The 26,255-nt window shown below is 64.9% G+C and carries 31 protein-coding genes; 18 read left to right on the top strand and 13 right to left on the bottom strand.

Going from position 1 to position 26,255, the window contains the following annotated elements:
- Nucleotides 1-10: 10 nt before the first annotated feature.
- The gene (metX, locus tag WG907_RS09160) at nt 11-1,147 is read right to left on the bottom strand and encodes a homoserine O-acetyltransferase MetX (protein WP_340232432.1); all 1,137 of its coding nucleotides are present in this window, start codon (nt 1,145-1,147) and stop codon (nt 11-13) included.
- A 98-nt stretch (nt 1,148-1,245) separates the two neighbouring features.
- Here metX and WG907_RS09165 point away from each other — a divergent pair, with 98 nt between their 5' ends.
- The 3 genes from WG907_RS09165 to WG907_RS09175 are packed head-to-tail and all read left to right on the top strand — an operon-like array spanning nt 1,246 to nt 4,230.
- On the top strand, nt 1,246-2,184 hold the full coding sequence (locus WG907_RS09165; RefSeq protein ID WP_340232433.1) for a 2-hydroxyacid dehydrogenase: 939 nt from the start codon (nt 1,246-1,248) through the stop codon (nt 2,182-2,184).
- A 39-nt stretch (nt 2,185-2,223) separates the two neighbouring features.
- Nucleotides 2,224-3,321 (top strand): histidinol-phosphate transaminase, encoded by a 1,098-nt coding sequence (gene hisC, locus WG907_RS09170; protein WP_340232434.1) that lies wholly within the window; start codon nt 2,224-2,226, stop codon nt 3,319-3,321.
- A 3-nt stretch (nt 3,322-3,324) separates the two neighbouring features.
- Nucleotides 3,325-4,230 (top strand): prephenate/arogenate dehydrogenase family protein, encoded by a 906-nt coding sequence (locus tag WG907_RS09175; protein ID WP_340232435.1) that lies wholly within the window; start codon nt 3,325-3,327, stop codon nt 4,228-4,230.
- On the opposite strand, the gene WG907_RS09180 is transcribed toward WG907_RS09175, so the two are convergent.
- From WG907_RS09180 to ftsE, 4 genes are read right to left on the bottom strand one after another with little or no spacing between them, the layout of a single operon-like run.
- The gene (locus tag WG907_RS09180) at nt 4,227-4,928 is read right to left on the bottom strand and encodes a lysophospholipid acyltransferase family protein (RefSeq protein ID WP_340232436.1); all 702 of its coding nucleotides are present in this window, start codon (nt 4,926-4,928) and stop codon (nt 4,227-4,229) included. The genes WG907_RS09175 and WG907_RS09180 overlap by 4 nt on opposite strands.
- 16 nt (nt 4,929-4,944) lie before the next feature.
- A complete protein-coding gene (locus WG907_RS09185; RefSeq protein WP_340232437.1) occupies nt 4,945-5,475 on the bottom strand; it encodes a YdcF family protein in 531 nt (176 codons plus the stop codon).
- Nucleotides 5,472-6,377 (bottom strand): cell division protein FtsX, encoded by a 906-nt coding sequence (locus WG907_RS09190; protein ID WP_340232438.1) that lies wholly within the window; start codon nt 6,375-6,377, stop codon nt 5,472-5,474. Before WG907_RS09190 ends, WG907_RS09185 begins: the two co-directional genes overlap by 4 nt.
- A complete protein-coding gene (ftsE, locus tag WG907_RS09195; RefSeq protein WP_340232439.1) occupies nt 6,377-7,087 on the bottom strand; it encodes a cell division ATP-binding protein FtsE in 711 nt (236 codons plus the stop codon). The genes WG907_RS09190 and ftsE overlap by 1 nt, the downstream gene beginning before the upstream one ends.
- 171 nt (nt 7,088-7,258) lie before the next feature.
- Here ftsE and WG907_RS09200 point away from each other — a divergent pair, with 171 nt between their 5' ends.
- Complete coding sequence (locus WG907_RS09200; RefSeq protein ID WP_340232440.1) at nt 7,259-8,125, top strand: MJ0042-type zinc finger domain-containing protein; 867 nt, start codon at nt 7,259-7,261, stop codon at nt 8,123-8,125.
- Nucleotides 8,126-8,142: 17 nt separating this feature from the next.
- Here WG907_RS09200 and WG907_RS09205 read toward each other — a convergent pair whose 3' ends face one another.
- The gene (locus WG907_RS09205; protein WP_340232441.1) at nt 8,143-9,048 is read right to left on the bottom strand and encodes a pirin family protein; all 906 of its coding nucleotides are present in this window, start codon (nt 9,046-9,048) and stop codon (nt 8,143-8,145) included.
- A 38-nt stretch (nt 9,049-9,086) separates the two neighbouring features.
- Nucleotides 9,087-9,371, bottom strand: coding sequence for a BolA family protein (locus WG907_RS09210; protein WP_340232442.1), 285 nt, complete (start codon nt 9,369-9,371; stop codon nt 9,087-9,089).
- Nucleotides 9,372-9,415: 44 nt separating this feature from the next.
- On the opposite strand from WG907_RS09210, the gene WG907_RS09215 reads away from it, so the two are divergent.
- From WG907_RS09215 to WG907_RS09240, 6 genes are all read left to right on the top strand, one after another.
- On the top strand, nt 9,416-10,033 hold the full coding sequence (locus WG907_RS09215) for a J domain-containing protein (protein ID WP_340232443.1): 618 nt from the start codon (nt 9,416-9,418) through the stop codon (nt 10,031-10,033).
- A 72-nt stretch (nt 10,034-10,105) separates the two neighbouring features.
- On the top strand, nt 10,106-11,398 hold the full coding sequence (locus WG907_RS09220; protein ID WP_340232444.1) for an Hsp70 family protein: 1,293 nt from the start codon (nt 10,106-10,108) through the stop codon (nt 11,396-11,398).
- Nucleotides 11,399-11,483: 85 nt separating this feature from the next.
- Entirely contained in the window at nt 11,484-12,491 is a 1,008-nt protein-coding gene (cobS, locus tag WG907_RS09225) for a cobaltochelatase subunit CobS (protein ID WP_340232445.1), read from the top strand.
- Entirely contained in the window at nt 12,488-13,273 is a 786-nt protein-coding gene (locus tag WG907_RS09230; RefSeq protein ID WP_340232446.1) for a tyrosine-protein phosphatase, read from the top strand. Before cobS ends, WG907_RS09230 begins: the two co-directional genes overlap by 4 nt.
- Nucleotides 13,270-15,096: a cobaltochelatase subunit CobT gene (cobT, locus tag WG907_RS09235; RefSeq protein ID WP_340232447.1), complete on the top strand. Its 1,827-nt coding sequence runs from the start codon at nt 13,270-13,272 to the stop codon at nt 15,094-15,096. The genes WG907_RS09230 and cobT overlap by 4 nt, the downstream gene beginning before the upstream one ends.
- A gap of 3 nt (nt 15,097-15,099) precedes the next feature.
- Nucleotides 15,100-15,570 (top strand): GreA/GreB family elongation factor, encoded by a 471-nt coding sequence (locus tag WG907_RS09240; RefSeq protein WP_340232448.1) that lies wholly within the window; start codon nt 15,100-15,102, stop codon nt 15,568-15,570.
- A gap of 47 nt (nt 15,571-15,617) precedes the next feature.
- Here WG907_RS09240 and WG907_RS09245 read toward each other — a convergent pair whose 3' ends face one another.
- The 3 genes from WG907_RS09245 to WG907_RS09255 form a co-directional block, all read right to left on the bottom strand.
- Nucleotides 15,618-16,109, bottom strand: coding sequence for a Dps family protein (locus tag WG907_RS09245; RefSeq protein ID WP_340232449.1), 492 nt, complete (start codon nt 16,107-16,109; stop codon nt 15,618-15,620).
- 120 nt (nt 16,110-16,229) lie between these two features.
- Nucleotides 16,230-16,796 (bottom strand): TMEM165/GDT1 family protein, encoded by a 567-nt coding sequence (locus WG907_RS09250; RefSeq protein ID WP_340232450.1) that lies wholly within the window; start codon nt 16,794-16,796, stop codon nt 16,230-16,232.
- An 18-nt stretch (nt 16,797-16,814) separates the two neighbouring features.
- Nucleotides 16,815-17,147, bottom strand: coding sequence for a hypothetical protein (locus tag WG907_RS09255; RefSeq protein ID WP_340232451.1), 333 nt, complete (start codon nt 17,145-17,147; stop codon nt 16,815-16,817).
- A gap of 210 nt (nt 17,148-17,357) precedes the next feature.
- On the opposite strand from WG907_RS09255, the gene rpmG reads away from it, so the two are divergent.
- Complete coding sequence (rpmG, locus tag WG907_RS09260; protein WP_007687342.1) at nt 17,358-17,525, top strand: 50S ribosomal protein L33; 168 nt, start codon at nt 17,358-17,360, stop codon at nt 17,523-17,525.
- A gap of 100 nt (nt 17,526-17,625) precedes the next feature.
- Here the strand turns inward: rpmG and WG907_RS09265 are convergent, their stop codons facing one another.
- Entirely contained in the window at nt 17,626-17,988 is a 363-nt protein-coding gene (locus tag WG907_RS09265) for a response regulator (protein WP_340232452.1), read from the bottom strand.
- 74 nt (nt 17,989-18,062) lie between these two features.
- On the opposite strand from WG907_RS09265, the gene WG907_RS09270 reads away from it, so the two are divergent.
- The 5 genes from WG907_RS09270 (at nt 18,063) to WG907_RS09290 (ending at nt 21,317) form a co-directional block, all read left to right on the top strand.
- Nucleotides 18,063-18,347 carry a DUF3572 domain-containing protein gene (locus tag WG907_RS09270; RefSeq protein ID WP_340232453.1) on the top strand — a complete coding sequence of 95 codons (285 nt, stop codon included), beginning with the start codon at nt 18,063-18,065 and terminating at the stop codon, nt 18,345-18,347.
- Nucleotides 18,344-19,015, top strand: a complete 672-nt coding sequence (locus tag WG907_RS09275; protein ID WP_340232454.1) for an HAD family hydrolase — start codon at nt 18,344-18,346, stop codon at nt 19,013-19,015. Before WG907_RS09270 ends, WG907_RS09275 begins: the two co-directional genes overlap by 4 nt.
- Nucleotides 19,012-19,476: a RidA family protein gene (locus WG907_RS09280; protein WP_340232455.1), complete on the top strand. Its 465-nt coding sequence runs from the start codon at nt 19,012-19,014 to the stop codon at nt 19,474-19,476. The genes WG907_RS09275 and WG907_RS09280 overlap by 4 nt, the downstream gene beginning before the upstream one ends.
- 76 nt (nt 19,477-19,552) lie before the next feature.
- Nucleotides 19,553-20,188 (top strand): glycerophosphodiester phosphodiesterase family protein, encoded by a 636-nt coding sequence (locus WG907_RS09285; RefSeq protein ID WP_445326795.1) that lies wholly within the window; start codon nt 19,553-19,555, stop codon nt 20,186-20,188.
- Nucleotides 20,181-21,317 carry a GNAT family N-acetyltransferase gene (locus tag WG907_RS09290; protein ID WP_340232457.1) on the top strand — a complete coding sequence of 379 codons (1,137 nt, stop codon included), beginning with the start codon at nt 20,181-20,183 and terminating at the stop codon, nt 21,315-21,317. The genes WG907_RS09285 and WG907_RS09290 overlap by 8 nt, the downstream gene beginning before the upstream one ends.
- A gap of 4 nt (nt 21,318-21,321) precedes the next feature.
- On the opposite strand, the gene WG907_RS09295 is transcribed toward WG907_RS09290, so the two are convergent.
- The gene (locus WG907_RS09295; RefSeq protein WP_340232458.1) at nt 21,322-21,618 is read right to left on the bottom strand and encodes an SEL1-like repeat protein; all 297 of its coding nucleotides are present in this window, start codon (nt 21,616-21,618) and stop codon (nt 21,322-21,324) included.
- Nucleotides 21,619-21,830: 212 nt separating this feature from the next.
- Here WG907_RS09295 and WG907_RS09300 point away from each other — a divergent pair, with 212 nt between their 5' ends.
- Complete coding sequence (locus WG907_RS09300; protein WP_340232459.1) at nt 21,831-23,105, top strand: multidrug effflux MFS transporter; 1,275 nt, start codon at nt 21,831-21,833, stop codon at nt 23,103-23,105.
- Between the two features lie 36 nt (nt 23,106-23,141).
- Here the strand turns inward: WG907_RS09300 and WG907_RS09305 are convergent, their stop codons facing one another.
- A complete protein-coding gene (locus WG907_RS09305) occupies nt 23,142-24,758 on the bottom strand; it encodes an amino acid permease (RefSeq protein ID WP_340232460.1) in 1,617 nt (538 codons plus the stop codon).
- Between the two features lie 155 nt (nt 24,759-24,913).
- On the opposite strand from WG907_RS09305, the gene pgeF reads away from it, so the two are divergent.
- A complete protein-coding gene (gene pgeF / locus WG907_RS09310; protein ID WP_340232461.1) occupies nt 24,914-25,672 on the top strand; it encodes a peptidoglycan editing factor PgeF in 759 nt (252 codons plus the stop codon).
- Nucleotides 25,673-26,255 lie beyond the last annotated feature (583 nt).

Raw genomic sequence — 26,255 nt, forward strand, 5'->3', positions numbered from 1 at the left:
GGGGCCTCGCTCACGCCCGGCCGCCCTTGAGGAAGCCGTCGACGACTCGGTTCAGCTCCGGGCATTCGAGCAGGAAGGCGTCATGGCCGAACGGGCTCGACAGTTCCACGAAGCTCGCCGGGGCGCCGCTCGCGTTGAGGGCATGGACGATGATGCGCGACTCGGTCGTGGGATAGAGCCAGTCGGTATCGAAGCTGACGAGGCAGAAGCGCGCCTTCGACGCCGTAAAGGCGAGCGCCAGGCTGCCGCCATGATCCTCGGCAATGTCATAATAGTCCATGGCGCGGGTGATATAGAGATAGGAGTTGGCGTCGAACCGCTCGACGAAGCTCAGTCCCTGATGGCGCAGATAGGATTCCACCTGAAAATCCGCGTCGAACCCGAAGGTCTTGGCGTCACGGCCCTGCAAGCGCCGCCCGAATTTTTCCGTCAGCCCCGCTTCGGACAAATAGGTGATGTGCGCGGCCATGCGCGCGACGGCGAGGCCGGCGCTCGGCACCTGTCCGTCGGCATAATAATCGCCGCCGCGCCAGTGCGGATCGGCCATGATCGCCTGCCGGCCGACTTCGTGAAAGGCGATATTCTGTGCGCTGTGTCGCGCCGTCGACGCGATGACGATGCAGCTTTCGACGCGGGTCGGGAAGATCGTCGGCCAGCTGAGCGCCTGCATGCCGCCCATCGATCCGCCGATCACCGCGCTCAGGCGATCGACGCCCAGATGATCGAGCAACAGCGCCTGCGCCCGCACCATGTCGGCGATCGTCAGCACCGGGAAGCGCATCGCATAGGGCGCGCCTGTGGCGGGATCGAGGCTCGCGGGCCCCGAGGACCCCATGCAGCTGCCGATGACATTGGCGCAGACGATGAAATGCCGCGCCGGGTCGACCGGCTTGCCTGGCCCCACCATGCGCCACCACCAGCCCGCCTTGCCGGTAACGGGATGGTCGGAAGCGACATATTGGTCGCCGGTCAGCGCATGGCAGATCAGGATGACGTTGGACCTGTCCGCATTCATCACGCCATAGGTTTCATAGGCGATGTCGACGGGCGCGAGCGTGGCGCCGCTGTCGAGCCGCAGCGGCCCTGCGAGGCGCACATGGCGGCGCAGGCCAAAGCGGCTGTCATCGGAGAGGGGGATGGAGGCCATGGGGAGCGGGCTAGGACCGCCACTGGAGGCTGTCAATCGGGCCGTTGCGGGTAGCGTCGGCGCGCAAGCATGACTACATCGCCGATATGATCGACGCCATGCGCATTCCCGTCATCGCCTATGGCCAGCTATCCCCCTATTTGCTGGCTGGGCTGGAACAACGGTTTGCGGTTCATGCCCTGCCGGCGAGTGCCGATCTGACGGCGCTGCCACCCGCTGTCCGCCACGCGCGGGGGCTGGTGAGCTTTGGCGCGCTAGGCGCGTCGGCCGCGATCATGGATGCTTTGCCGCAGCTTGAAATCATCGGGCTGTTTTCGGTCGGTTATGACAAGGTCGACATCGATCATGCGCGGACGCGGGGCATCCGGGTGAGCAATACGCCCGATGTGCTGACCGACGATGTCGCCGATCTCGCGGTCGGGCTGCTCTACGCCACGGTGCGCAATATCGCCGCCAATGACCGGCTGGTACGATTGGGCGCATGGGCGACGGGCAAGGTGCCCGCCCTGTCGGGCCGGGTGACAGGCAAGCGGATCGGCATATTGGGGCTGGGACGGATCGGCCGCGCCATCGCCCGCAGGCTGGAGCCGGTCGCGGGGGAGATTCTCTATCATAACCGGCGCGAGGCGGCGGATTTGCCCTATCGCTATGTCGCCGACCCGATCGCGTTCGCGCGGGAAAGCGACGTCCTGATCGTCGCCACGTCGGGCGGGCCGGAGGCAGCGAGACTGGTCGACGCGGCGATGCTCGATGCGTTGGGACCGGACGGGGTCATCGTCAACATCAGCAGGGGTAGCGTGATCGACGAGCCGGCGATGGTCGCCGCGCTGGAACAGGGGCGGATCGCGGGCGCGGGCCTGGACGTGTTTGCCGAGGAGCCGCATGTACCGTCGGCGCTGCTGGCGATGGACAATGTCGTGCTGCAACCGCATCAGGCCAGCGCCACGGTGGAGACCCGCGCCGCCATGGCCGACCTGGTGCTCGCCAATCTGGACGCGCATTTCGCCGGACAGCCGCTGCCGACCCCTGTCGTCTAGCGCTTTGCCTTCTGGCCAAGAGGCGCTAAAGCGCGCGGCATGACGACACCTGCACCCAAGGATTGGATATTGGGCATATCGCCCTATGTTCCCGGCAAGGCCGCCACCGACGACGGCCGGCCGCTGATCAAGCTGTCCGCCAATGAAAATCCGCTCGGCACCGGCCAGGCGGCGCGCGATGCGCTGATCGCCGCCACGGCCGACCTCGCCACCTATCCCGATCCGGGCGCAACCCTTTTGCGCGAGGCGATCGCCGGTCATTATGCCCTCGATCCGGCGCGGGTGATCTATGGCACGGGCTCCGACGAACTGCTGCACCTCGCGGCCAGCGCCTATGCGGGGCCAGGCGACGAGATCCTTTACGTCCGTTATGGGTTTTCGGTCTATGACATCGCCGCGCGACGCGTGGGGGCGACGCCGGTGGTGGCGCCCGACGCCGATTATGCGACCGATGTCGATGCGCTGCTCGCCGCCGTCACGGAAAAGACCAGGGTCGTCTTTCTCGCCAATCCCAATAACCCGACCGGCACAATGACGAGCGCGGCGGAGATTGCGCGGCTGCACGCCGGGTTGCGGCCCGACATATTGTTCGTGCTCGATCAGGCCTATGCCGAATATCTCGACGCGGATGAAGATGATGGCGGGATGGAACTGGCGAAAAATGCCGGCAACGTCCTTGTCACGCGCACCTTCTCCAAAATATACGGCCTCGCCGCCGAGCGGATTGGCTGGGGCTACGCTTCCGCCGAGGTGATCGACATTTTGCACCGCATCCGCGCCCCGTTCAACGTGACGAGCGCGGGACAGGCGGCAGCGGCCGCCGCGATCAAAGACACGGACTGGGTCGCATTCAGCCGCACGCATAATGCGCGCTGGCGCGAATGGCTGGCGGGCGAGATCGCCGCCCTTTCCAACCATGGCCTGCGCGTCGTGCCGAGCAAGGCCAATTTCCTGCTGGTCCTGTTCGACGGCAAGCTGACCGCAGAGGCGGCGATGAAGGGATTGTGGGACGAAGGCTATGCGACCCGCTGGTTGCCGGGGCAAGGCCTGCCCAACGGCCTGCGGATCACGATCGGGACGAAAAAACAGACCCGCGCCGTCGCCGCCAAGCTGCGCGCGATGGCGGAAGCGGCCTGAACCATGCTCCCGTTTGCCCGCGTCACCATCATCGGCCTTGGGCTGATCGGCTCCTCGCTCGCCCGCGCGATCCGCGAGACGATGCCGACCGTGCGCGTCACCGGGCATGACGCCGATCCGGCCGTGCGGAAAACCGCACGCGCCATCGATCTGTGCGACGACATCACCGATACGGCGGGGGCATCGGTAACCGATGCCGATCTGGTCGTGCTGTGCGTGCCCGTGCGCGCGATGGGCGCGGCGGCCGCGGAGATCGCGGACGACCTGCCGCCCGACGCGATCGTCAGCGACGTGGGGTCGGCCAAGGCGGATGTGCTGGCGCAGCTCAACGCCGCCCTGCCTGGCCGAACCATCATTCCCGCCCATCCTGTTGCCGGGACCGAGAATAGCGGGCCGGAAGCGGGCTTTTCCACACTATTCAAAGGCCGCTGGTGCATCATCACCCCGCCCCCGCTGGCCGATCCCGCCGCCGTCGAGCGCGTATCCGAACTATGGCGGCGCGTTGGCGCCGATGTCGAGATCATGGACCCGGCGCATCACGATCTGGTGCTGGCCGTGACCAGCCATTTGCCGCATCTGATCGCCTACACCATCGTCGGCACCGCCAGCGATCTGGAAAGCGTCACCCAGTCCGAGGTGATCAAATATTCGGCGGGCGGCTTTCGCGATTTCACGCGCATCGCGGCGTCGGACCCGACGATGTGGCGCGACGTGTTCCTGGCGAACAAAGACGCAGTGCTGGAAATGCTCCAGCGCTTTTCGGAGGATCTGTCAGCGCTTCAGCGCGCGATCCGCTGGAATGACGGCGACGCGCTGTTCGACCTGTTCACCCGCACCCGCGCAATCCGCCGGTCGATCATCGAACAGGGTCAGGACGACGCCAAGCCCGACTTCGGGCGAAGCCACTAAATGTTCGGAAGGCTGTTCAGCGCGTTGATCGCGGCATGGACGCGCCGTTCGGCTTCGTCGCGGTCGAGGCCGGCCGGGACGATTTCTCCGGCCTTGTAGGTGATGATGCCCGACCGCTTGAAAAAGCTGCCGCGTGGCGACACCCGGCCGCTGTCGATCGCAATCGGCACAACGGGCAATTTGAGCAGCGCATAGAGGCCGGCGAAGCCCGACCGCAGCGGCGGCGCTTCGCCATGGGGCACGCGCGTGCCTTCAGGGAAGATGCACAGCGCGCGGCCCTGCGCATGCGCCGCCCTTGCGCCGGCGCGCAATGCGCGCATGGCGCTGGCACCGCCGCCCCGTTCCACCGGCAACAGGCCGTAACGCTCGGCGATCCCGCCCCAAAGCGGAATGTCGAACAGTTCACGCTTGGCGGCGACGACGGGACGATCGAACAGGCACAGCATGTCGATCGTCTCGAACATCGATTCATGCTTGACGATGTAGAGATAGGGGCCCTGCGGGATGTCGCCATCGATCCGCACCCGCTGCCCGAGCAGCCAGTGCGCGCACCAGCGGTGGAACCGGCCCCAGCGCGTCGCGATATGCTGCACCCGGATGGGCGCGATTCCGCTCACCGCCAGCGCGGCGAGCACGAACATCAGGCTGCCCGGATAGAAAGCGAGGGCGAAGGCGACGGAGCGAAGCGCGGTGATCATGATGCGATGAATTCCGTCAGATGCCGATCAACGCCGCGGCCCGGCGGAGCAGATATTTATTATATTCGCGCGTCAGCACCGGCAGGGTCGGCCGGCTGGGCACCGCGTCGTAAACCAGCGTCACGCGATCGGGCAGGGCCTGACGCAGTTCCAGCGCGGCGCGTCGCATATGCCAGTCGGTGGTGACGAGGCGGACGGTCGCATAATCGCGCCGCTCCAGCCAGCGCGCGGTTTCGATCGCGTTGGACCGCGTGTCGATCGCCTCACGCCCCAGCGTGATGCAGCAGGTGAAGAGCTTGTCCGACGCCTTATATTGCAGCGCCAGTTCGGACGGGCGCACGGCGCGGTCGACACCGGAAATGAGCATTCGGCGGGACGCGCCCGCCTCCATCAGCGCGATGCCTCGATCGATCCGTCCCGCGCCGCCCGTCAGCACGACGATGGCGTCGGTCGCGCGGCCGTCCAGCGGCTGGGGCAGGAAGACGGCGAACCAGGCAAAGCCCAATATCCAGGCCAGCAGCGAGAGAGCGGCTGCCCGGACGATCATATAAACCGCCCCAGCGCGCGCAATACGGTCCAGCGCGCGGCGACCGTGGCGAGGATGACGCCGCCCGTCGGTAGCAGCGCGAGCAACAGCAGGGCGCTTGGCGGCAGGCTGATCGCTCGCAACAGGTCGGACCCGGTCGCCATCAGGCGCGCGCCGAGCAGCAGGATGACGATCAGCGCAGCGATGAAGCCAGCCACCGCCCCCAGCAGCGCGTCGAGGCCGATGCGGCGTTGAAACAGCCGAGCGATCTGCACGTCGGTCGCGCCCATCAGGTGCAGCACGTCGATCGTCACGCGATGGCTGTCGTGCGCGCCGCGCGCCGCGAGCACGACGACCGCGCCCGTGGCCAGCGTCATGAGCGCCACCACGCCGGCGGCAAGCCAGCCGAGCGCAGAGAGCAGGCCGGCGATCGGAAGGAGAAAGGCGGCATGCGGTTCGATCCGCAGCTTGTCCGACAGGCCGGTGAGCAGGCGGCGCAGGCGATCGACCTTCGGCCCGGCATCGCCCGGCGTCAGTTCGATATCGATGAGCGCCGGGATGGGCAGGTCGCCGCTCGCCGCATCCTGACCGAGCCAGGGACGAAGCTGATCGGTGAGGGTTTTGCGATCGACCGGCGTGACGGCATGCACGCCCTGGGCACGCCGCAATATTCCGGCGACGCGTAGCGCCAGCCGGTCGCGCGCTTGCGGTTCGGCTTCCACCACTTGCACCGTCGCGCGGCCGGCAAGGTCCGCACCCATCGCGCGCACCGCCGCGCCAAGAGCAAGCCCGGCGGCGGCGGCAAGCACGGTCAGAAACATCATGATCGCAATGATCCATGGCATGGGCCCGGCCACGCGCCCCTCGGGCAGCAGCCGGTGGCGCGCGGCCGCCGCGCCGGCCTTGTCGGGCCCGCGCGCCATCAGCCCGCCCCCGGCGTATTTGGCGGGTAGCGCAGCGATCCGGTCGGGTCGGCAAGCCGGCCCTTGTCGAGCCGCATCATCTGTGCGCCCGCCACCTGGCCGATGAGCGGCAGGTCGTGGGTCGCGACGACGATCGTCGTGCCGAGCCGGTTGAGCGCTTCGAACAGCGTCATCAGCCGATGCGCCATGTCGGCGTCGACATTGCCCGTGGGTTCGTCGGCGACCAATATTTCGGGTCGGCCGATCACGGCGCGCGCGATCGCGACGCGCTGCTGCTCCCCGCCCGACAGGGTCGCCGGGCGCGCCTGCCCCCGGTCGCCAAGCCCGACCCAGTTCAGCATTTCGCTGACCGGGGCATCGACCTCCGCCTCTTCCATGCCGGCGACGCGCAGCGGAAGGGCGATATTGTCATAGGCGGACAGATGGGGGACGAGGCGGAAATCCTGGAACACCACGCCGATGCGGCGACGAAAACCGGGGAGCCGCTTGCGGGGCAGCGTCACCACATCCTCACCGAACAGCCGGATGACGCCCCGGCTGGGGCGCTGGGCGAGGTAAAGCAGCTTGAGCAGCGAGGTCTTGCCCGCGCCCGATGCGCCCGTGAGGAAATAAAAACCGCCGCCGTGGAGCGAGAAACTGACGTCGGACAAAGTTTCGCTGTCCAGACCATAGCGCAGGCCGACATTCTCGAACTGGACGATGGTCGACATGCTTCAAAAATCGGCGCTTTCGCGCTCCCCTGCTTCCCCAACCACACAGCCATGGCACAGCGGGCGGGGACCCGTAAAGCCCGCGCCGCGATAACCGCCGGGTCCCGGCCATGCGACGGGTCACGTCATCGACCGCTTGCCCTCGAGTCCCTGCCATGCCTATGAAGCGAAATGATCCTGGTGTGCCCGAATTGCGCCACGCGCTACATCGTTCCAGACAGCGCGGTCGGCCCGGCCGGCCGGCAGGTGCGATGCGCGGCATGCAAGCATAGCTGGTTCCAGGATGGCGCGCCGCTGGCCGACCGAGAGCCCGAAGCGGTCGCTGCCATGCCTATCCCGGCCGTGGCGCCCCGCCCCGAAGCGCCGCCCCCGGCGGCCCAGATTCCGGTGGCCCCAATGCCGGCAGCGGCGACCGTCGACCCCGCACCAACCCCGCCGATCATATCAACGCCGGTCGACGAACCGGCTGCCGTGGACCCTGTCGCGCCGGAGTCCGCCGCCCCTGAGGCCGCTGTAACCGGGCCAGACAATCGCTTCGATGACATTTATGCCGGTGTCGCGGACGCGCGGACGGAGAGCGAGGCACCGTCCGATGCCGCGCCGACGTTCAGGCCGCGCCGCAATCCGCTCAAGCTGTGGACTTACGCCGCGATCGCATTCTTTCTGATCGTGGCAGCGGCGGGCGGCGCGCTCTATGTTCTCGGCCCACCCAACTGGGCCGTCAATCTGGGGCTGGTCGCGGACGAGGGCGATCCTGACCTGCTCTTCTATCTTTCCAAACCCGCCGAACGGCGTAAATTGCCTACCGGCGAGGAATATTTCGCGTTCGGGGCGCGGATCGTGAACAGCGGCAAGGAAGCACTGCCGGTGCCGCCGGTACTGGTGCAACTGCGCGACCGGCAGAACCGCCTGGTGTTCAGCTGGACGACCAAGGCCGACCGCACCCGGTTGAAGCCGGGCGAGGAAGCGTCGATCAACGAGAGCCGGATCGATATTCCCAAAAATGCCGAAAATCTGTCGCTGACCTTCGTTCAGTAGCGTTCCTTCGCAGGGCGTCAGGGATAGCTGACCGTTTTGGGCCGGCCTTGCGGGATCGGGATAAACTCGCTGTCGTCGCCGGGGATCAGCGGAAAGCGCATCGCGTCCCAATCTTCGCGCGCCTGCATCAGCCGGTCGTGCCGCGAGGACACGAAATTCCACCAGACATGGCGCGGTGTCTTAAACGCTTCGCCACCGCAGAGCATCACCCGCCCGCCATCGACGCTCGTCAACGTGGCGCGGATGCCGGGGCGCAAGACATAAAGTATCTGGGGCAACAGGGCGACGCCGTCGAGCGCGGCGTCCCCGCCCGCGACGTAGATGGCGCGCTCGTCCGCGGCTGGATCGATCGGAATGCCGCCGCCCGGCGAAAGCTGGATGTCGGCATAAATGGTGTCGGCATAGGTGGTGACGGGCGCGCGCTCGCCCCAGAGCGACCCCATGATGATGCGCGCACGCGCACCGCCACCATCGATCACCGGCAGCCGGTCATCGGCGACATGCTCGAAGGCCGGGTCCATCTCCTCTCGCGCGTCCGGCAGGGCGAGCCAAGTCTGGATCGCGGAGAGTTTGGACGGTTTGTCGCGTTCGGCGTCGGGCGAGCGTTCGGAGTGGACGATGCCCTTGCCCGCCGTCATCAGGTTGACCGCCCCCGCCTCGATCAGTTGCTCGGTCCCCAGCGAATCGCGATGCAGGAATGCGCCTTCGAACATATAGGTGACGGTGGCGAGGTTGATATGCGGATGGGGCCGCACGTCGATGCCTTCGCCCGCGCCGAACTTCGCAGGGCCGGCCTGATCGAAAAAGATGAACGGGCCGACCATGGTGCGCCCCTGCACCGGCAGCGACCGGTGCACCTTGAAATCGCCCAGATCATGGGTGGTGGGGGTGATCGTCTGGAGAACGAGATCGTCGAGGGTCATGATGCATCCATTCATGAGGAAGAGACGGCGCGGCTTGTCTATTCGCCGGGCGCGCGGGCCTTGATCGCGAGGGCGTGCACCTTGTCCCGTAACAGGTCCGCGAGCGCGGCGTTGACCAGCCGCTGGCGCGCGACGCGATTTTCGCCCGCGAAGCGATCGGAGACGATCTCCACGGTGAAATGGCTTTCGCCCGAGCCGTCATGGCCGGCATGACCGCGATGCTTTTCGCTGTCGTCGATCACGGCGAGTTGTTCGGGGTCCAGCGCCGCGCGGAGGCGGGCCTCTATTTCGGTGGCCACGGGGCCTTTCAGAATCTGGGTCATGCCCCCTATATAGACGCTTTGCCGCGCCTTGCATCAGGACAGACGTGTCGACCGACCCTTTCTCGAACCGCCGCTTCAACCGATTCCACGGGCGGGTGGAAAGCGACCGCGCCTGTTCGGTCGACGGATGCCCGGAAGCGGGGGAGTTTCGCGCGCCCGCACTGAATGGCGATTCCTCGCGTCAGGAGGGGCCGCGCTGGCGCTGGCTGTGCCTCGATCATGTGCGCGAATTCAATCAGGGCTATAATTTCTTCACCGGCATGACCCCGGACGAGATCGCCGCTGCGCAACGGCCCTTTGCGGGATGGGAGCGCGAGACGCGGGCCTTTTCCAGCAACGCGCACAGCCCGCCGCCCAAATGGTCTGACTTTGCCGATCCGCTCGACGCCATCGGAGCCAAGTTCAGGGCGCGCACGGCGAAGGCGCGGGCCGATGCGCAAGTCCGGCAGGACGGCATTTTCCTGTCGACCGAGGATCGCAAGGCGCTTAGCGTCATGGGACTGTCCGTCGACGCCGACCGCCGCGCGCTGCGCCAGCGTTACACGCAATTGCTGCGGCGCTATCATCCCGATCATAATGGCGGCGATCGCAGCCATGAAGGCGCGCTGCAAAGCGTGATCGCGGCCTATGGCCATTTGCGCAAGGCGTCGGCGTTCGTTTGAAGCGCGCCGGGCGGCGGGCTTGTCATGGCAGTCGTCCGCTGCCATAGGCCCCGCCCTCCCGGAGAACCGCCCATGCAGACCGCCCCCCGAGCCCTGGGCCTCGATTTCGGCACGACCAACAGCGTCGCGGCCATCGCCACCGGCGGACAGTCGGACCTCATCGACTTCGCTGGCGCGCGTGCCGCAGGCCCGGTGTTTCGCTCCGCGTTGTGCTTTTGGCATGAGGATGGCGTCAAGGGCGGGCTGGCGCATGAAGCAGGCCCTTGGGCGATCGCGGAATATATGGACTATCCCGAACACAGCCGCTTCCTCCAGTCGTTCAAATCGGTCGCGGCCAGTCCGGTATTCGATAGCGCGAACGTCTTTGAAAAGCGCTTCCGGTTCGAGGAACTGGGGCAGATGTTTCTGGCCCGGATGGTCGCTCATGCCGGTGGTGCGCTCGATGCCCGGCCGCACCGCGTCGTCGTCGGCCGGCCGGTCGAATATGCCGGATCGCGCCCTGACGAGGCGCTGGCGCGCAAGCGCTATGACGCGATGTTCGCAGGGTTCGGAACGGAGGTTCATTATGTCTATGAGCCATTGGGCGCGGCGTTCAGCTATGCGAGCCGGCTTACCGAAGCAGCGACGATCCTGGTCGCGGATTTCGGTGGCGGCACAAGCGACTTTTCGATCGTGCGGGTGGAAGCCCCGGGGGCGCAGCAGCGCTGCGTCCCGCTCGGCTCCGCCGGCATCGGCATTGCGGGCGACCGGTTCGATTATCGCATCATCGACCAGCTGGTCCTGCCGATGCTGGGCAAGGGCGGCAGCTATCAGAGTTTCGGCAAGACGCTGGAAATCCCGCGCAGCTATTTCGCCGATTTCGCCGACTGGTCGCGCCTCGCGCTGATGCGCAACCGGCGGACGCTGGAAGAACTGACGCGGTTGCAGAAAAATGCGGGCGACGGCGCGGCGATCGGCCGGATGATCACGGTGATCGAAAAGGAACTGGGCTATGCGCTTTATGATGCGGTGGGCCGGTTGAAGCGTGCGCTGTCGGTGGCGGATGCCGCGCCGTTCCGTTTCGAAGGCGGCGACCTGTCGATCGAGGTCGAAGTGCCGCGCGCCGATTTCGAACGCTGGATCGCGCCCGATATCGAGCGGATCGAGGCGACGGTGGACCGCGCGCTTGCCAGGGCCAACGTCACGCCGGATGCCATCGACCGGGTTTTCCTGACCGGGGGGTCGTCGCTGATCCCGGCGATCCGCGCCATCTTCGTGGCGCGCTTCGGGGCTGAACGGATCGCAACGGGAGGCGAACTGACGTCGATCGCCCATGGGCTGGCGCTGATCGGACAGGAAGCCAATCTGGCCGAATGGGCCGCTTGATCGTTAGAGATACAGGCCCCACTCTATCGACACACCCTTCCCCCATCGGTTAGGGGCTGGAGTGACTCGCAGGAAGATGACTTGTATGACCGAGATTTCGAACGTCCAGCCAGATACGCGCGCAGATACGCTGCTCGAAAAGCCCGACCGCGAAGTGGACGTGCGCGAGCTGTTCGGCGTCGATATCGACATGAAGGTGCCGGCGTTCAGCCAGGCCGACGAGCGCGTGCCCGATCTCGATCCAGCCTATGTGTTCGATGCCGACACCACGCTCGCGATCCTGGCGGGCTTTGCCTATAATCGCCGCGTCATGGTGCAGGGCTATCACGGCACCGGCAAATCGAGCCACATCGAACAGGTTGCCGCGCGCCTCAAATGGCCGTGCATCCGCATCAATCTCGACGCGCATATCAGCCGTATCGATCTTGTCGGGCGCGATGCCATCGTGCTCAAGGATGGCCAGCAGGTCACCGAGTTTCGCGAGGGCCTTCTCCCTTGGGCGCTCCAGCGGCCTGTCGCCCTCGTCTTCGACGAATATGACGCCGGCCGTCCCGACGTGATGTTCGTGATCCAGCGCGTGCTGGAAACCGATGGCAAGATGACGCTGCTCGACCAGAATCGCGTGATCCGGCCGAACCCCAATTTTCGCCTGTTCGCGACCGCCAATACGGTCGGCCTGGGCGACACCACCGGCCTGTATCATGGCACGCAGCAGATCAACCAGGGCCAGATGGACCGCTGGAACATCGTCGTGGCGCTCAATTATCTGCCGGCCGCGACAGAGGCGCAGGTGGTGCTCGCCAAGTCGGGCGAATATGATCATGAAGGCGGCCGCAAGGAAGTCGAGAATATGATCAAGGTGGCGGAGCTGACCCGGCAGGGCTTCGTCAATGGCGATATTTCCACGGTCATGTCGCCCCGCACGGTGATCAGCTGGGCGCAAAATGCGCTGATCTTCAAGAATGTCGGTTTTGCGTTTCGCCTGTCTTTCCTCAACAAATGCGACGAGGCGGAGCGGGCGCTGGTGGCCGAATATTATCAGCGCGTGTTCGGCAAGGACCTGCCCGAAAGCGTCGTGGGCAAGGCGGGATGACCCTGGGGGTCGCCACGCCCCATGACCGGCGTGTGCCGATCGCCACCGCGTTCAACCTGCGCGATTTCGGTGGCTATGCGACCACCGACGGCAGGACAGTGCGGCGGGGGATGCTCTATCGCTGTGGCACCATGTCGTTGTTGACGGACGAGGATGCCAATCAGCTTCGTGCGCTCGGTATCCGCGCGATCTGCGATTTCCGGCGCCCGAGCGAGCGCAGGGAAGAACCGACGCGCTGGCATGGGGACGATGTCGATTATCACTGCCGCGATTTCAACACGTCGACCGGCGTGCTGGGCGAAATGTTGCGGGGCAAGGCTGTCACGCAGGAGGAAATGCGGCAGGCGATGATCGCGCTCTATCGCGAGATTGCCATGGAATATGCGCCCTCCTACCGCGCGATGTTCGACCAGATTTTGGCGGGACGCGTACCGATCCTCATCAACTGTTCGGCGGGCAAGGACCGCACGGGCGTAGGCGCGGCGCTCATACTGGCGGCGCTGGGCGTGCCGCGGGCGACGATCGTCGAGGATTATATGCTCACCAACGCCCATGCCGACTGGGACTGGCGGCTGTCGCTGGGCGAAAGCCGGCTCGCCCATGCGCACCGCACGATGAAGGAAGTTATCGCCCCGGTGCTGACTGCCGACGCCTTGTATATCGAGACCTTGTTCGAGACCCTCGACGCCACGCATGGCGGGGTCGAAGCCTATCTGGAGCAGGTGCTGGGCGTCGATACACCCGCCCGCGCTGCGATGCGGGACATATTGCTCGAACCATGACCGAACGCTCGCTTCTCGACGCCTTCAAGGATGTGCTCTCAGGCGCGGCGCGATCGATCGCGCGCGACGCCGAAGTAGAGGTGGGCTTCACCGCCGACGCGCCGCATATGGCGGGCAAGGCGATCAAGGTGCCGACGCCGAGCCGCGCGCTGCCCGCCGAACAGGTGGCACTGGCGCGGGGCTTTGCCGATGCCCATGCGCTGCGGCTGCGGCATCATGATCCGAAGGTTCACAACGGCTCGGCACCCGGCGAAGCGGTCGCACGCGCGGTGTTCGACGCGGTCGAGCAGGCGCGGGTCGAGGCGATCGGATCGCGCCAGATGGAGGGTGTGCGCGCCAATCTCAATGAAGCGCTGACGATGCGGCTGAAATCCGATCCGATGCGGCGGGCGCGATCCGCCGACGAGGTGCCATTGTCCACGGCGCTGGCATTGAAGGTGCGCGAGCGGTTGACCGGCCAGCCCGCGCCGAAAGAGGTCGCGCCGGCGATGGCGATGATCGACCAGTGGATCGAGGACAAGGCCGGTGCCGATCTCGACGCCTTGAGCTTCGCCATCGACGACCAGCGCGCCTTTCAGAAGCTGACCACCGCGATGCTGGAGCATCTCGCGCTGATCGACGCCGACGTGCCGCCCGAAACCGACGAGCCGGATGAACCCGACGAGGGTGAAGACCAGGAAGAGCAGAAGGACGACGGCGATTCGGGCGAGGATCAGCCCGGCGACGATGACCAGAATGCCGAGGCGCGCGCCGAGGATGAGGGCGGCGAGACCGAAGAGGGCGAAACCGACTATAGCGACGATTATGACGCTGACGGCGAGGATGGCGGCGGGGATATGGGCGAAGAAGGCATGATGCCCGTCCGGCCCAACCGGCCACTGTCCGACCTGCCGCCCGGCTTCGATTACAAACCCTATTCGGCCAAACATGACGAGATCGTCACAGCGACGGACCTGTGCGACGAAGACGAACTGCTGCGGCTGCGCGGCTTTCTCGATCAGCAACTGGTGACGCTTCAGGGGGCGGTGACCAAGCTCGCCAACCGGCTGCAACGGCGGCTGATGGCGCAGCAGTCGCGCAGCTGGGATTTCGATCAGGACGAAGGCATGCTCGACGCGGCGCGGCTGGCGCGCATCGTCATCGATCCCACGCGTTCGCTGTCCTACAAGATCGAGCGCGACACCGAATTTCGCGACACCGTGGTCACGCTGCTGATCGACAATAGCGGCTCCATGCGCGGCCGGCCGATCGGCATCGCGGCGATCAGCGCTGATATTATGGCGCGCACGCTGGAGCGCTGCGGCGTCAAGACGGAGATACTGGGCTTTACCACGCGCGCGTGGAAGGGCGGGCAGAGCCGGGAGGACTGGCTCGCCGCCGGCCGGCCGGCGATGCCGGGGCGCCTCAACGACCTGCGTCATATCATCTACAAGAAGGCCGACGAGCCGTGGCGGCGCGCGCGCAAGAATCTGGGCCTGATGATGCGCGAGGGGCTGCTCAAGGAGAATATCGACGGCGAGGCGCTGTTATGGGCGCATAGCCGCCTGCTCGCGCGCCACGAGGAACGCCGTATCCTGATGGTGATCAGCGACGGTGCGCCCGTCGATGACAGTACATTGTCGGTCAATAGCGGCACCTATCTGGAACGGCATTTGCGGCAGGTGATCGACTGGATCGAGAATCGCTCGCCGGTGCAACTGGTCGCGATCGGCATCGGCCACGACGTGACGCGCTATTACAGGCGGGCGGTAACGATCATGGACGCCGAGCAACTGGGCGGAACGATGGTCGAGCAGCTCGCGGGCCTGTTCGATGAGGATTAGACCATGAGCGTCGCCTTTCGTCGCGAGAGCGACGACGAGCATATGGAGCCCAAATTCGAGTTGCCGATCCCGCCGGGCCCCAACTGGGTCACGGCGCGCGGATTGCGGCTGATTCGGGAGAAGGTGGAAGCGCTGGAGGCGGTTTCGACCGATGGCTGGCCCGAAGAGGACGGCAAGAAGCACAAACGCGTACTGCGCTACTGGCGCACGCGGCTGGCCACGGCGGAGGTGCGGCCCGTGCCCAATGCCCAGTCCGTCACCTTTGGGGCACACGTCACTTATCGGTTAAACGGGCGCGAGAAGACCATTGCTCTCGTCGGGGATGACGAAGCCGATCCCCATGACGGGCGGATCAGCTTCACCTCGCCCCTCGCCCGCGCAATGATGGACGCTGAAGTCGGCGAGTGCCTCGATTTTGCGGATAAAGATAACGCGATCGAGATCGTGGCGATCGACGCAATTTCGGAAAAATGATCCCGTCACCCCCACGCCGGCGAGGGTGACGGCATGTTCAACGAGGCTTAACCGTTACGCCCGGCTTCGAACAGGAACCAGGCGCGTTCCTCGGCCTGATCGGTCCAGTCGTCGACGATACCCTCGGTCGCATTATCGCCCGCTTCCTGCGCGGCGGCTTTGGTAGCGCGCAGCGCCTCGACCAGCCGCAGATTATCCTCGCGCAATTCGTTCAGCATGTCGCCGGGGCTGACATAGTCGGCGTCATTATCTTTTACTGTCTGATGACGGGAAATATCCCCGATCGAACGCAGCGTGGTATTGCCCGTCTTGCGCACGCGCTCGGCGATGAGGTCGGTGGTAGCCAGGATCTGCGCCGCCTGATCGTCGAACATCAGATGATAGTCCCGGAAATGCGGGCCTGACACGTGCCAATGGAAATTCTTGGTTTTGAAATACAGCGCATAGCTATCGGCAAGCACGCCGTTCAAAGCCTCGGCCACGGACCTGGTCGCATTGCTTTTGAGATCGGTGGGCGTCTTGAGATCGGGCGCGGTCATGCGAAATGCTCCTGCTGGGGAAACTGGTTTCGGACATATAATGATCCGGCGTCAAGTTGGTGCCACCCCAGTCGCGATTCCCTTGCGTAAATTCTCGTTCAGTCTGATGAAGCGTCTCGATCAGAAGAGGCTGAGCGCCGACAGAGCTGAGATCGCGCCGACCAACAGAAGCAGGACGCCTCCGCCAAGCCGGATCGCGCGCACGGGCAGGATAGCCAAAATATGGCCGCGCAGCAGGACGACGGGCACCGATGCGGCGATGACCCCTACGGCGCCGCCGATCGCCGCGAGCGCAGGATTGGCGCTATGAGTGGCGATCCCCAAGATCAGGAATTGCGGGCCATCGCCAAACCCCAGGATGAACAGCCCCAGCGCCGTGGTGAGGAAAGCGCCGATCGGCCATCCCGCCAGCGGGTCGGGCGACTTGACCGGCCAGAACATGCCTGCACCCAGGAACAGCAGCGAAAGCGCGAGAAACAATAGCCGCGCGTCAGCACCCAGCATCGGGCCAAGATAGGCACCGGCGGCGGCGGACAGAGTGGCATTGGCGATGGCGGCGGCGATGATCCCGGCGATGACCGCGCCATTGCGATCATAGCGGGCGGCCAGCGCCAGCACGAGCAACTGGCTTTTATCGCCGATCTCGCCGAGCAGGCAGCCTAGCAGGGCGATGAGGAGCGCGTCCATGCGGGTTGGCCAGCGCGCTCAGGCGCGCAGCGCCGCTCCCGATCCGGGCGATAGCTGAATCATCATGGGCAAGGTCAGCAGCTCGACCGGCGGCATATCCTCCGCGATCGCCTCGCGCATCAGGTCGAGATAGGAAAGGACGACAGGACCGAGGCCATGCAGCGACAATGCCGATTGCAGCGTTCCCGCCAGCGATTCGACGTCGTCGATATGAAAAGCGCGCGCGATATGGCGGATCTGGTCGACCTCGTCATGCAGGCGCGGAACGGAAAGATGGCCGCGCTGGTTGGCAAGCCCGTCGATCCGCCGCAGCAGATCCGCAAAAATGGCCAGCATCGCGTCATGTCTCATGGGATTGCTCCCCCGTCCTGTAGTCCCGAAACACAGTATGCGCGCCTGGTAGTTAAGGGGGCGTAAAGCCTGACACGCGAGGGGGAGCGATGGCGTTCGCCTTGACAGGATCGCGAATCTGCCCCAAGGGCCGCTGCTGAAACGGGCGGTTCCTTTCCGATGTGGGGACCGCTTTTCTATTTACGCAATTTCCGACCAGGGATTAGGGCCATGGCCAAGCCAGCAACCGTCAAGATTCGCCTCGTCAGCTCGGCTGACACCGGCTTCTTCTATGTCACCAAGAAGAACCCGCGCACCAAGACCGAGAAGCTGAGCTTCCGCAAATATGACCCGGTCGTGCGCAAGCATGTCGAGTTCAAGGAAGCCAAGATCAAATAAGCCGCTGCGGGCCGTTCGGCTCGCGCGCCTGATCTGATTCATCCGGCAAAGGCCCGCCCCGCACAGGGAACGGGCCTTTTAGCGTTGGCTGCGTGCTCTATTATAGCAGCGCGTTCACCTGATCGACGAAGCGCAGGACCGAGATCGGCTTGGAGACATAGGCTTCCGCCCCGGCCTCGCGAATACGATCCTCATCGCCCTTCCCGGCATAGGCGGTCACGGCCATGATGGGTACGCGCGACAGCCCCTCGTCGGCTTTCAGAGATATGATGAGGTCGAAGCCGCTGACATGGGGCAGATGAATGTCCATGATGACGAGGTCGGGACCAAAGTCGCGCGCCAGTTCCACCACGTCGCGGCCGTCGCGCACCGGCAGCACCTCATGCCCGTGCGCGCGCAGAAGATCGCAAAAAAGTTTGAGATTGAGTTCGTTGTCCTCGACAACGAGCACGCGCTTTGTCACCAGTCACTCGCTTCCGGAAAAATAAAACCGCCGGACGCGCCCCGTCCCGCCGCCTCCTCGTTCAAGGCCCGATCATGCGACCCGATATTCCGAATGGCAAGCGCGATGGCGCAGATGCGGTGACGCTGGCGCTGATGGCGCTTGGCTGGACATTGGCCGATGAGCGCCGCGCCGACCGGCTGCTCGCGCTGACCGGGCTGGATGCGGACGCGTTGCGCGGCGGCATCGACAATCCGGCCATCCTGGCCGAAGTGCTGGCCTTCCTCGCCGATCACGAGCCGGATCTCATCGCCTGCGCCGACGCGATCGATTCGACACCATCGGCCCTGATCGCCGCGCGGGAGGAACTGACCCGATGACCCGGCCGCTGATCGTCACCGATTGCGACGAGGTGCTGTTGCACATGGTGGTGCCGTTTCGCGACTGGCTCGATGACGTCCATGGCGTGCATTTCGACTTCCGCATGCAGGGGTTCGGTGACGCCCTGCGGCACAAGGATAGCGGGCAACCGGTCGAGCGCGCGCTGGTGTGGAAGCTGCTGGTCGCCTTCTTCGATTCCGAAATGCACCGCCAGTCGCCGATCGCCGGCGCGATCGAGGCCATGCACCGGCTCGCCGCGATCGCGGACATCGTCGTGCTGACGAATATCGGCGAGGAGCATGCGCAGGGGCGCGTGGAACAGCTCGCCAGCCACGGCCTGCATGTGCCGGTGTTCTGGAACCGGGGCGGCAAAGGGCCGCAACTGGCGCGGATCGTCGCTGAGCGCAGCCCCGGCGTCACGCTGTTCATCGACGATATCGCCGAAAATCATGACTCGGTGGCAGAGCATGCGCCGTCGGTCTGGCGGCTGCATCTGGTCGGCGAACCGGAAATTGCCGCCAATGTGCCGCCCTGCCCCGCCGCCCATGCGCGGATCGACGACTGGGCACTGGCGGAACGCTGGATCGTCGAGCGGCTGGCGCAAGGGCCGGCACCGGTCGACCCGGCACCGATCCGATCTTCCCAGACTGATGGAGCCCCCGCATGAGCATCGACGCCCGCCTTGCCGAACTCGGCATCACCCTGCCCGCGCCGGCTGCGCCCGTCGCGACCTATGTGCCATGGGTCGAGGTCAATGGCCTGCTTCATATTTCAGGGCAGATTTCGCTGAACGATGGCGAACTGATGACTGGCCGGCTGGGCGAGGACCGCGACCTCGCTTATGGCGTGAAGGCCGCACGGGCCTGCGCGCTCAACCTGATCGCGCAGATGAAGGCGGCGCTGGGCGACCTCGACCGGGTTGAACGGATCGTCAAGCTGGGCGCTTTCGTCAGCAGCACGCCGGGCTTTACCGACCAGCCCAAAGTGGCCAATGGCGCATCGGACCTGATGGTCGAGATATTCGGCGACGGGGGCCGCCATGCGCGCAGCGCCGTAGGCGTACCGGTGCTCCCGCTCGGCGCGGCGGTGGAGATCGACGCGGTCGTGCTTGTCCGGCCGGCGGCCTGAAGCGGATCGCGCCTTTCTGACGGCGCGGCCATTCGCGCATCGCGGTTTGCACGGGCCGGGCCTGAGCGAAAATGGCATGGCCGCGTTCGACGCGGCCATTGCCGCCGGGTTTGGCATCGAATGCGACGTGCGGTTGAGCCGGGATGGCGAGGCCATCATCTATCATGACGAGACGCTGACACGGCTGCTTGGAAGCGCAGGACGTGTTGCCGATCTGACGGCAGCCGAACTCGACGCGATGCCGCTGCCCGATGGCGCCGCGCCGCCGCGATTTGCTGCCTTGCTGGCGCGATGCGGTCGCGCGACGCCGCTGCTGGTCGAGATCAAGGTCGACGGATGGCGGGTCACCCCGCTATGTAAGGCGATTGCGGCAGACCTTGGCAGAAATGGCGATGCGCCGGCAGCGGTGATGTCTTTCAACCCCTTAGCCGTGCGGTGGTTCGCGCGTCATGCGCCCAAAGTGACGCGCGGCCTCGTGGTGACGCAGCAGGGGAAGGGAAATTGGCGCGGCCGCCTGTCGCGCGCCCTTGCACTTTGGTTGGCGAGGCCCGATTTCCTTGCCTGTGACATTCGCGACCTTCCCTCGCCCTTCGCCTGTGCCTTTCGTCGGCGGGGGCTGCCTGTGCTGACATGGACCGTGCGCAACGCGCAGGATCGCAGAACGGCCGCGGATCATGCCGACCAGATCATCTTCGAGCATGGCCATGACTGATGTCGTCGCGCGCATCGCGGCGGGCGTTGCCGACGTCCCACGCGCGCAATGGGATGCGTGCGCGGGTGACGCCAATCCGTTCGTGGGCTGGGATTTCCTGACCGCGCTGGAAAAATCGGGCAGCGTCGGGCCAGGCACCGGCTGGCAAGCGCTGCCGCTGCTGATCGACGGAGCGGATGGCCAGGTCGCAGCGGCGGCGCCACTTTATGCCAAGACCCATAGCCAGGGCGAATATGTGTTCGACCATGGCTGGGCCGACGCATGGGAACGGGCGGGCGGGCGCTATTATCCCAAGCTCCAGATCGCATCGCCTTTTTCCCCGGTGCCCGGCCCTCGCCTGTTGCTGCGCGACGACGCCCTTGCCCCTGCACTGATTGGGGGCGTCGAGGCGCTGGTCGAGCGCAACCAATTATCATCGGCGCACGCCAGCTTCATCGAGGCAGGCCAGGTCCCGCTGTTCGAGGCGGCCGGCTGGCTGATCCGCGAGGATAGCCAGTTTCACTGGACCAATCGCGGCTATCGGGATTTCAGGGATTTTCTGGGGCAGCTTTCCAGCGCCAAGCGGAAGACCATCCGCAAGGAGCGCGCGCGGGCCGTCGAGGGGCTGGAGATCGTCCATCTGACCGGCGCCGCGTTGACGGAGGCGCACTGGGACGCCTTCTGGCATTTCTATCAGGACACCGGCATGCGCAAATGGGGGCAGCCCTATCTGACCCGCGCCTTCTTTTCCCTGCTGGGCGAGTCGATGGGGGACAAGATATTGTTGATATTGGCGCTGCGCGACGGGCGGCCGATTGCCGGTGCGCTCAACATGATCGGCAGGGAGGCGCTTTACGGGCGCTATTGGGGATGTAGCGAAGAGGTGCCCAACCTCCATTTCGAGCTATGCTATTATCAGGCGATCGACGTCGCGATCGCCTTGGGACTTGGGCGGGTGGAAGCGGGCGCGCAGGGCAGTCACAAACTGGCGCGCGGTTATGCGCCCGAGCCGACCTGGTCGGCGCACCATATCCCCAACCCGGGCTTCCGCCGCGCCGTTGCCGGCTTTCTGGAGGCCGAAAGGGCCTGTGTTCAAAACGACCGCGAATGGCTGGCTGAGCGGACGCCGTTCAAAAAGATCGAACGCTGAAGCGTCAGGCGGCGCGCCTCTGGGTCGCGACGATCCAGGCGCGCGCCTGTTTCTGCGCCTCGGCGATTTCGCGCGCGGTCATTTCCCCGGCGATTTCCGCCCGCATCGTCTGCCCCTGCTCGCTACCGCGCGCAGCCGCGAGATTGAACCATTTATGGGCCTCGACCAGATCGATCGGCATGCCGCCAGTGCCGCAGCTATAGGCGACGCCCCGGTCGAAGCAGGCTTCGGCCGAACCATAATCCTCGCCGGAGAACCGGCTTTCCATCAGAAACTGTGCGCTCTTGCTTCCGTTCGCCATGACGACCCCCTGTATCGATTTCGACTATATGGATTTCGACAAGGGACAGGGTGGACCGGCCCGCGCTAAAAAATGGTTAACGCGCCCGGTATAAAAATCAGGCCTCGCACCGACGAAGATGGCACAAAAACGGTTAACGTAGCCTGGGGTGCAGCGCGCAGGGTGCGGTTTAGAGGGTAGCGCGGCCCGGTGAATCGCCCCATAGCGGCCGCATGTCCGATCCTGCCAACGTCGCACACCCGCCCAAGCGGGACATTCACTTTCGCGAATTCGTGCTGCTATGCGCCTGCCTGATGGCGATGAACGCGCTGTCGATCGATCCGATGCTGCCGGCGCTCCCCGACATTGCCCGTGACCTGCGCATTCCCCATCCCAACGACCGCCAGCTGATCATCAGCCTCTATTTTATGGGGCTGGGAGTAGGATCCCTGCTGTTTGGCGTGCTGTCCGACCGGTTCGGCCGCAAGCGGGTTCTGGGCATCGCCATGGCCCTGTTCATCCTGTCGTCGGTCGCCTGCGCGAGCGCGCACAGTTTTACCATGTTGCTCATCGGCCGGGTGACGGCGGGTTTTTTCGCCGGCGCCAGCCGCGTCGTCACGGTCAGCATCGTGCGCGACCGCTTTCAGGGCGACGCCATGGCGCGCGTCATGTCGCTGATCTTCGCGATCTTCATGCTCATTCCGGTCATCGCGCCCAGTTTCGGTCAACTCATCCTGTGGATCGCGCCGTGGCGCTGGATTTTCTGGGCGCTGGCGATATTGGCGACGATGATCCTGTCATGGATGCTGGTGCGCCTGCCCGAAACCTTGCTGCCTCAGAACCGGATGCCGATCAGTGTCCATGCCATCCTCACGACCGTGGGGCGCATCTTCACCATTCGCGAATCGATCGGCTACATGCTGGCGAGCGGGATCATGATGTCGGTCATCCTGGCCTTCATTCTGTCGGTGCAGCAGATTTTTTTCGATGTTTTTCATAACCAGCGTTATTTCCCGCTGGCGTTTGCCATCATGGCGGGCAGCATGGGGGTCGGCAGCCTGATCAACAGCCGGCTCGTATCGCGTTTCGGGGCGCGGCGGCTGAGCCAGGGCGCGCTCTTCGGCCTGATCGCGCTGTCGCTGGTCCATCTTTCGGTCATTTGGGCGGGGTGGGAAAGCGTCGCCAGCTTTGTCGTGCTCCAGTCGCTGACCCTGGTCTCATTTGCCTTCACCAGTTCGAATTTCAGCTCTATTTCGATGGAACCGTTCGGCCGGGGCGCCGGGGTGGCGTCCTCCTTTCAGTCCTTCCTCACAACTGCCGTGTCGAGTGTGCTGGGCGGCCTTGTCGGTCGTGCGTTCGACGGCACCACCTTCCCGCTCGCTTTTGGATTTTTGTGCTTTGGCGTTGCGGCTCTGTCGATCGTCGCATGGACCGAGCGAGGGCGCCTGTTCACCCGGCCCCGCCGCGATGCGCTGCGTGATCCGGATTTCGAAACCGTCGCCTCATGAAAAAAGGGGCGGCCCCGTGGACCGCCCCTCTCAGGCTCAGGCGTCGCGGCCGCCCGGCGTAGGCGCGCCGGGTAGCGGCGGCACCGGCACAGGCGGCGCATCGGCATCCTGTTCGTGCGTATCGAACAGGCCACGCCCGACATGGCTCTTGCGGTAGCCATATAGGAAATAAATTATGAGACCGAGCCCCCCCCACAGCGGGAGCACAAGCATCGCATCGACCGGCAGGTTGAAGAAGAGGAACAGGCATCCCGCCGCGGAGAGCGGCGCGACGACGAAGATCGCCGGGGTGCGGAACGGGCGATGCCGGGTCGGGTCCTTGATCCGCAGCACCAGCACGGCCACCGCCACCATGAAGAAGGCGAAGAGGGTGCCCGAATTGGAAATGTCGGCAAGCTGGCCCACGGGTAGCAGCGCGGCGCCTATGGCGACGAACACGCCTGTCACCATCGTGACGATATGGGGCGTCTTCCACTTGGGATGAATGCTCGCGAGCTTCTCGGGCAGAAGGCCATCGCGCGCCATGACGAAGAAGATGCGGGTCTGACCGAACATCATCATCAGGATGACCGACGGCAGCGCGAGATTGGCTGCCAGGCCGAGTGCGTTACCGACCATGGGCCAGTTGATGACGCGCAGGACATGCGCCAGCGCTTCGTTGGAGCAGACCAGGCTTTCGGCATAGGCAGGCGTAGCACAGGCAGCGACGAAGCCGGCCGATCCCGGCTGTACGATGACGCCGCCCGGTCCCGTGACCGGCTGCGCACCCATCGCACCGATCGCACCCGCCGCTACCAGAAGATAGAAGATGGTGCAGATGACCAGGCTGCCGATCAGGCCGATGGGCACGTTACGCTGCGGATTCTTGGTCTCTTCCGCTGCGGTCGAAACGGCGTCGAAGCCGACATAGGCAAAGAAGATGGACGCGGCGGCGCCCACAACGCCCATGCCGCTGGTGCCTTCGGGACCGAACCAGCCCTGCGGCGTGAAGGGCGAGAAATTGCCGGTCTTGAGCACCGGCAGCGTCAGCGCGATGAAGACGGCGAGCGCCGTCACCTTGATCGCGACCAGCACCGCGTTGACGCGCGCGCTTTCGGTCGTCCCGATCATGAGCAGCCAAGTGATAGCGAGTGCGACGCAGATAGCGGGAATGTTGATGATACCCATGCTGAAATCCGCGTGCGGGACCAGGCCGTTCATAGTCCAGACCGGACCGGACGCCAGGGCCCTTGGTATTTCCAGCCCCGTCACGCTTTTGAGCAGACCCATGAAATAGCCGGACCAGCCCACCGAAACCGCGCTGGCGGCGACGGCATATTCCAGGATCAGCGCCCAGCCTACCATCCAGGCAAGCAGTTCGCCGACAACCGCATAGGTATAGGTATAAGCCGATCCCGACACCGGCACCATCGAGGCCAGTTCCGAATAGCAAAGCGCGGCGATGGCGCAGACGGCTCCGGCGATGATGAAGCTCCACATCATGCCCGGACCGGCCTTTTGCGCGGCAGCGGCCGTCAACACGAAGATGCCGGTGCCGATCACCGCGCCGATGCCCAGCAGCGTGAGTTGCACCGGACCCAGCGTTCGCGTCAGCGATTTTTTCGCCGCTGTCGCCAATATCGCGTCCAGCGGCTTGATGCGCCCGAAAATCATGATTGGACCCCTTGTCTCGTTCTTTTCGTCGGCAGGACGCCGACCGACGCACCCCGACTAACCATGATGCGGGAGACTATCGCCTAATCCGGCCCGCGCAAGTATGTTGCGCGGATGAGACATGAGCGGTCGGAATGAGTGGAGCAGCAACGAGGATGATCGAATTATTGCGGGCCGACGCACTGGCGGGCGTGCCCCACGGTTTTGCGGGACGGCAGGGCGGTGTTTCGATCGGCGTACATGCCGGGTTGAACGTCGGGCTGGGGTCGCAGGATGATCGCCAGGCGATCATGCGGAACCGGGACCTCGCGTGCGAGGCGCTGATGGCGAGCGCGGCGCTGGTGACCGTTCGGCAGGTCCACTCCGCTGATGTCGTTACGGTGAACGACGCAATTGCCGAGGACGCGCGGCCGGCTGCGGACGCCATGGTTACGGCATGTTCAGGGTTGGTGCTGGGAATCCTGACGGCGGATTGCGTACCTGTCCTGCTCGCGGACCCGGTGGCCGGGGTCGTCGGCGCGGCGCATGCGGGGTGGAAGGGCGCGATCGGCGGCATCACGGACCGGACGATCGTCGCGATGGAAGCGCTGGGGGCGGCGCGCGAGCGGATCGCCTGCGCGATCGGGCCATGCATCGGCCGGCTGTCCTATGAGGTGAAACTGGCCTTTGCCGAGCGCTTCGAACGCGACGATCCCGACAACGGGCGCTTCTTCACTGCCGGGCGCGCCGGACATTGTCAGTTCGACATTGCAGGCTACGTCGCCTCGCGCCTGCACGGTGCTGGGATCGAACGGATAAGCCTGCTGGACGAGGACACCTATAGCCAACCCGACCGCTTTTTCAGCTATCGCCGTTCCTGCCATCGCGGCGAGAGCGATTATGGCCGGCAGATATCGATGATCGCGCTGGGCTGATAGAGGTCATTGAAGGGCGTTTCTGTATGGCGATATGCGGGCTCAACCATCTGATCCTTGCGGTTTCGCACGTCGATTGATTTGTCGCCTTCTATTGCGATATTCCGGGATGTCGGCTGCGCGCCCGATGGGGATGGGGCTTATTTGGAGGCGGTAGCCTGTGGTTATGCCTGTAGCGAGATGAAAGCGTCCTGCCGCGTAGTGACGACACCCACTATGATGTAGATGTCGAGGCGTTCACGCGATTGTGCACCCGGATCGTCGAAACGACGGCGACGTGGAAACAATCCAAGAGCGAGGGTTCATCGCGTTATGTCTTGGATTCTGATGACCATCGGCTGGAGTTGCGTGTTGGGGATCTGGCATCGCGACTGGCTTATTATCGGGCGCAGGCAGACGGGGTTCATAATTAGGGTCGGGCTGGCCCGTCTGGCGCAGGATTGCGCTACGATTCGCTCTGCGCCAGACCTGATGACAGGACGGCGCGTGATCTGTTTTGGCAACGCTGCTTTCCCGGATGATTTGTAATCACGGGTTTGCGTTGGTTGGCTGCGGTGCTTGGTTTTGGGATATGTGGTGGAGT

Source organism: Sphingobium fluminis, from assembly GCF_037723805.1.
Taxonomy (GTDB): domain Bacteria; phylum Pseudomonadota; class Alphaproteobacteria; order Sphingomonadales; family Sphingomonadaceae; genus Sphingobium.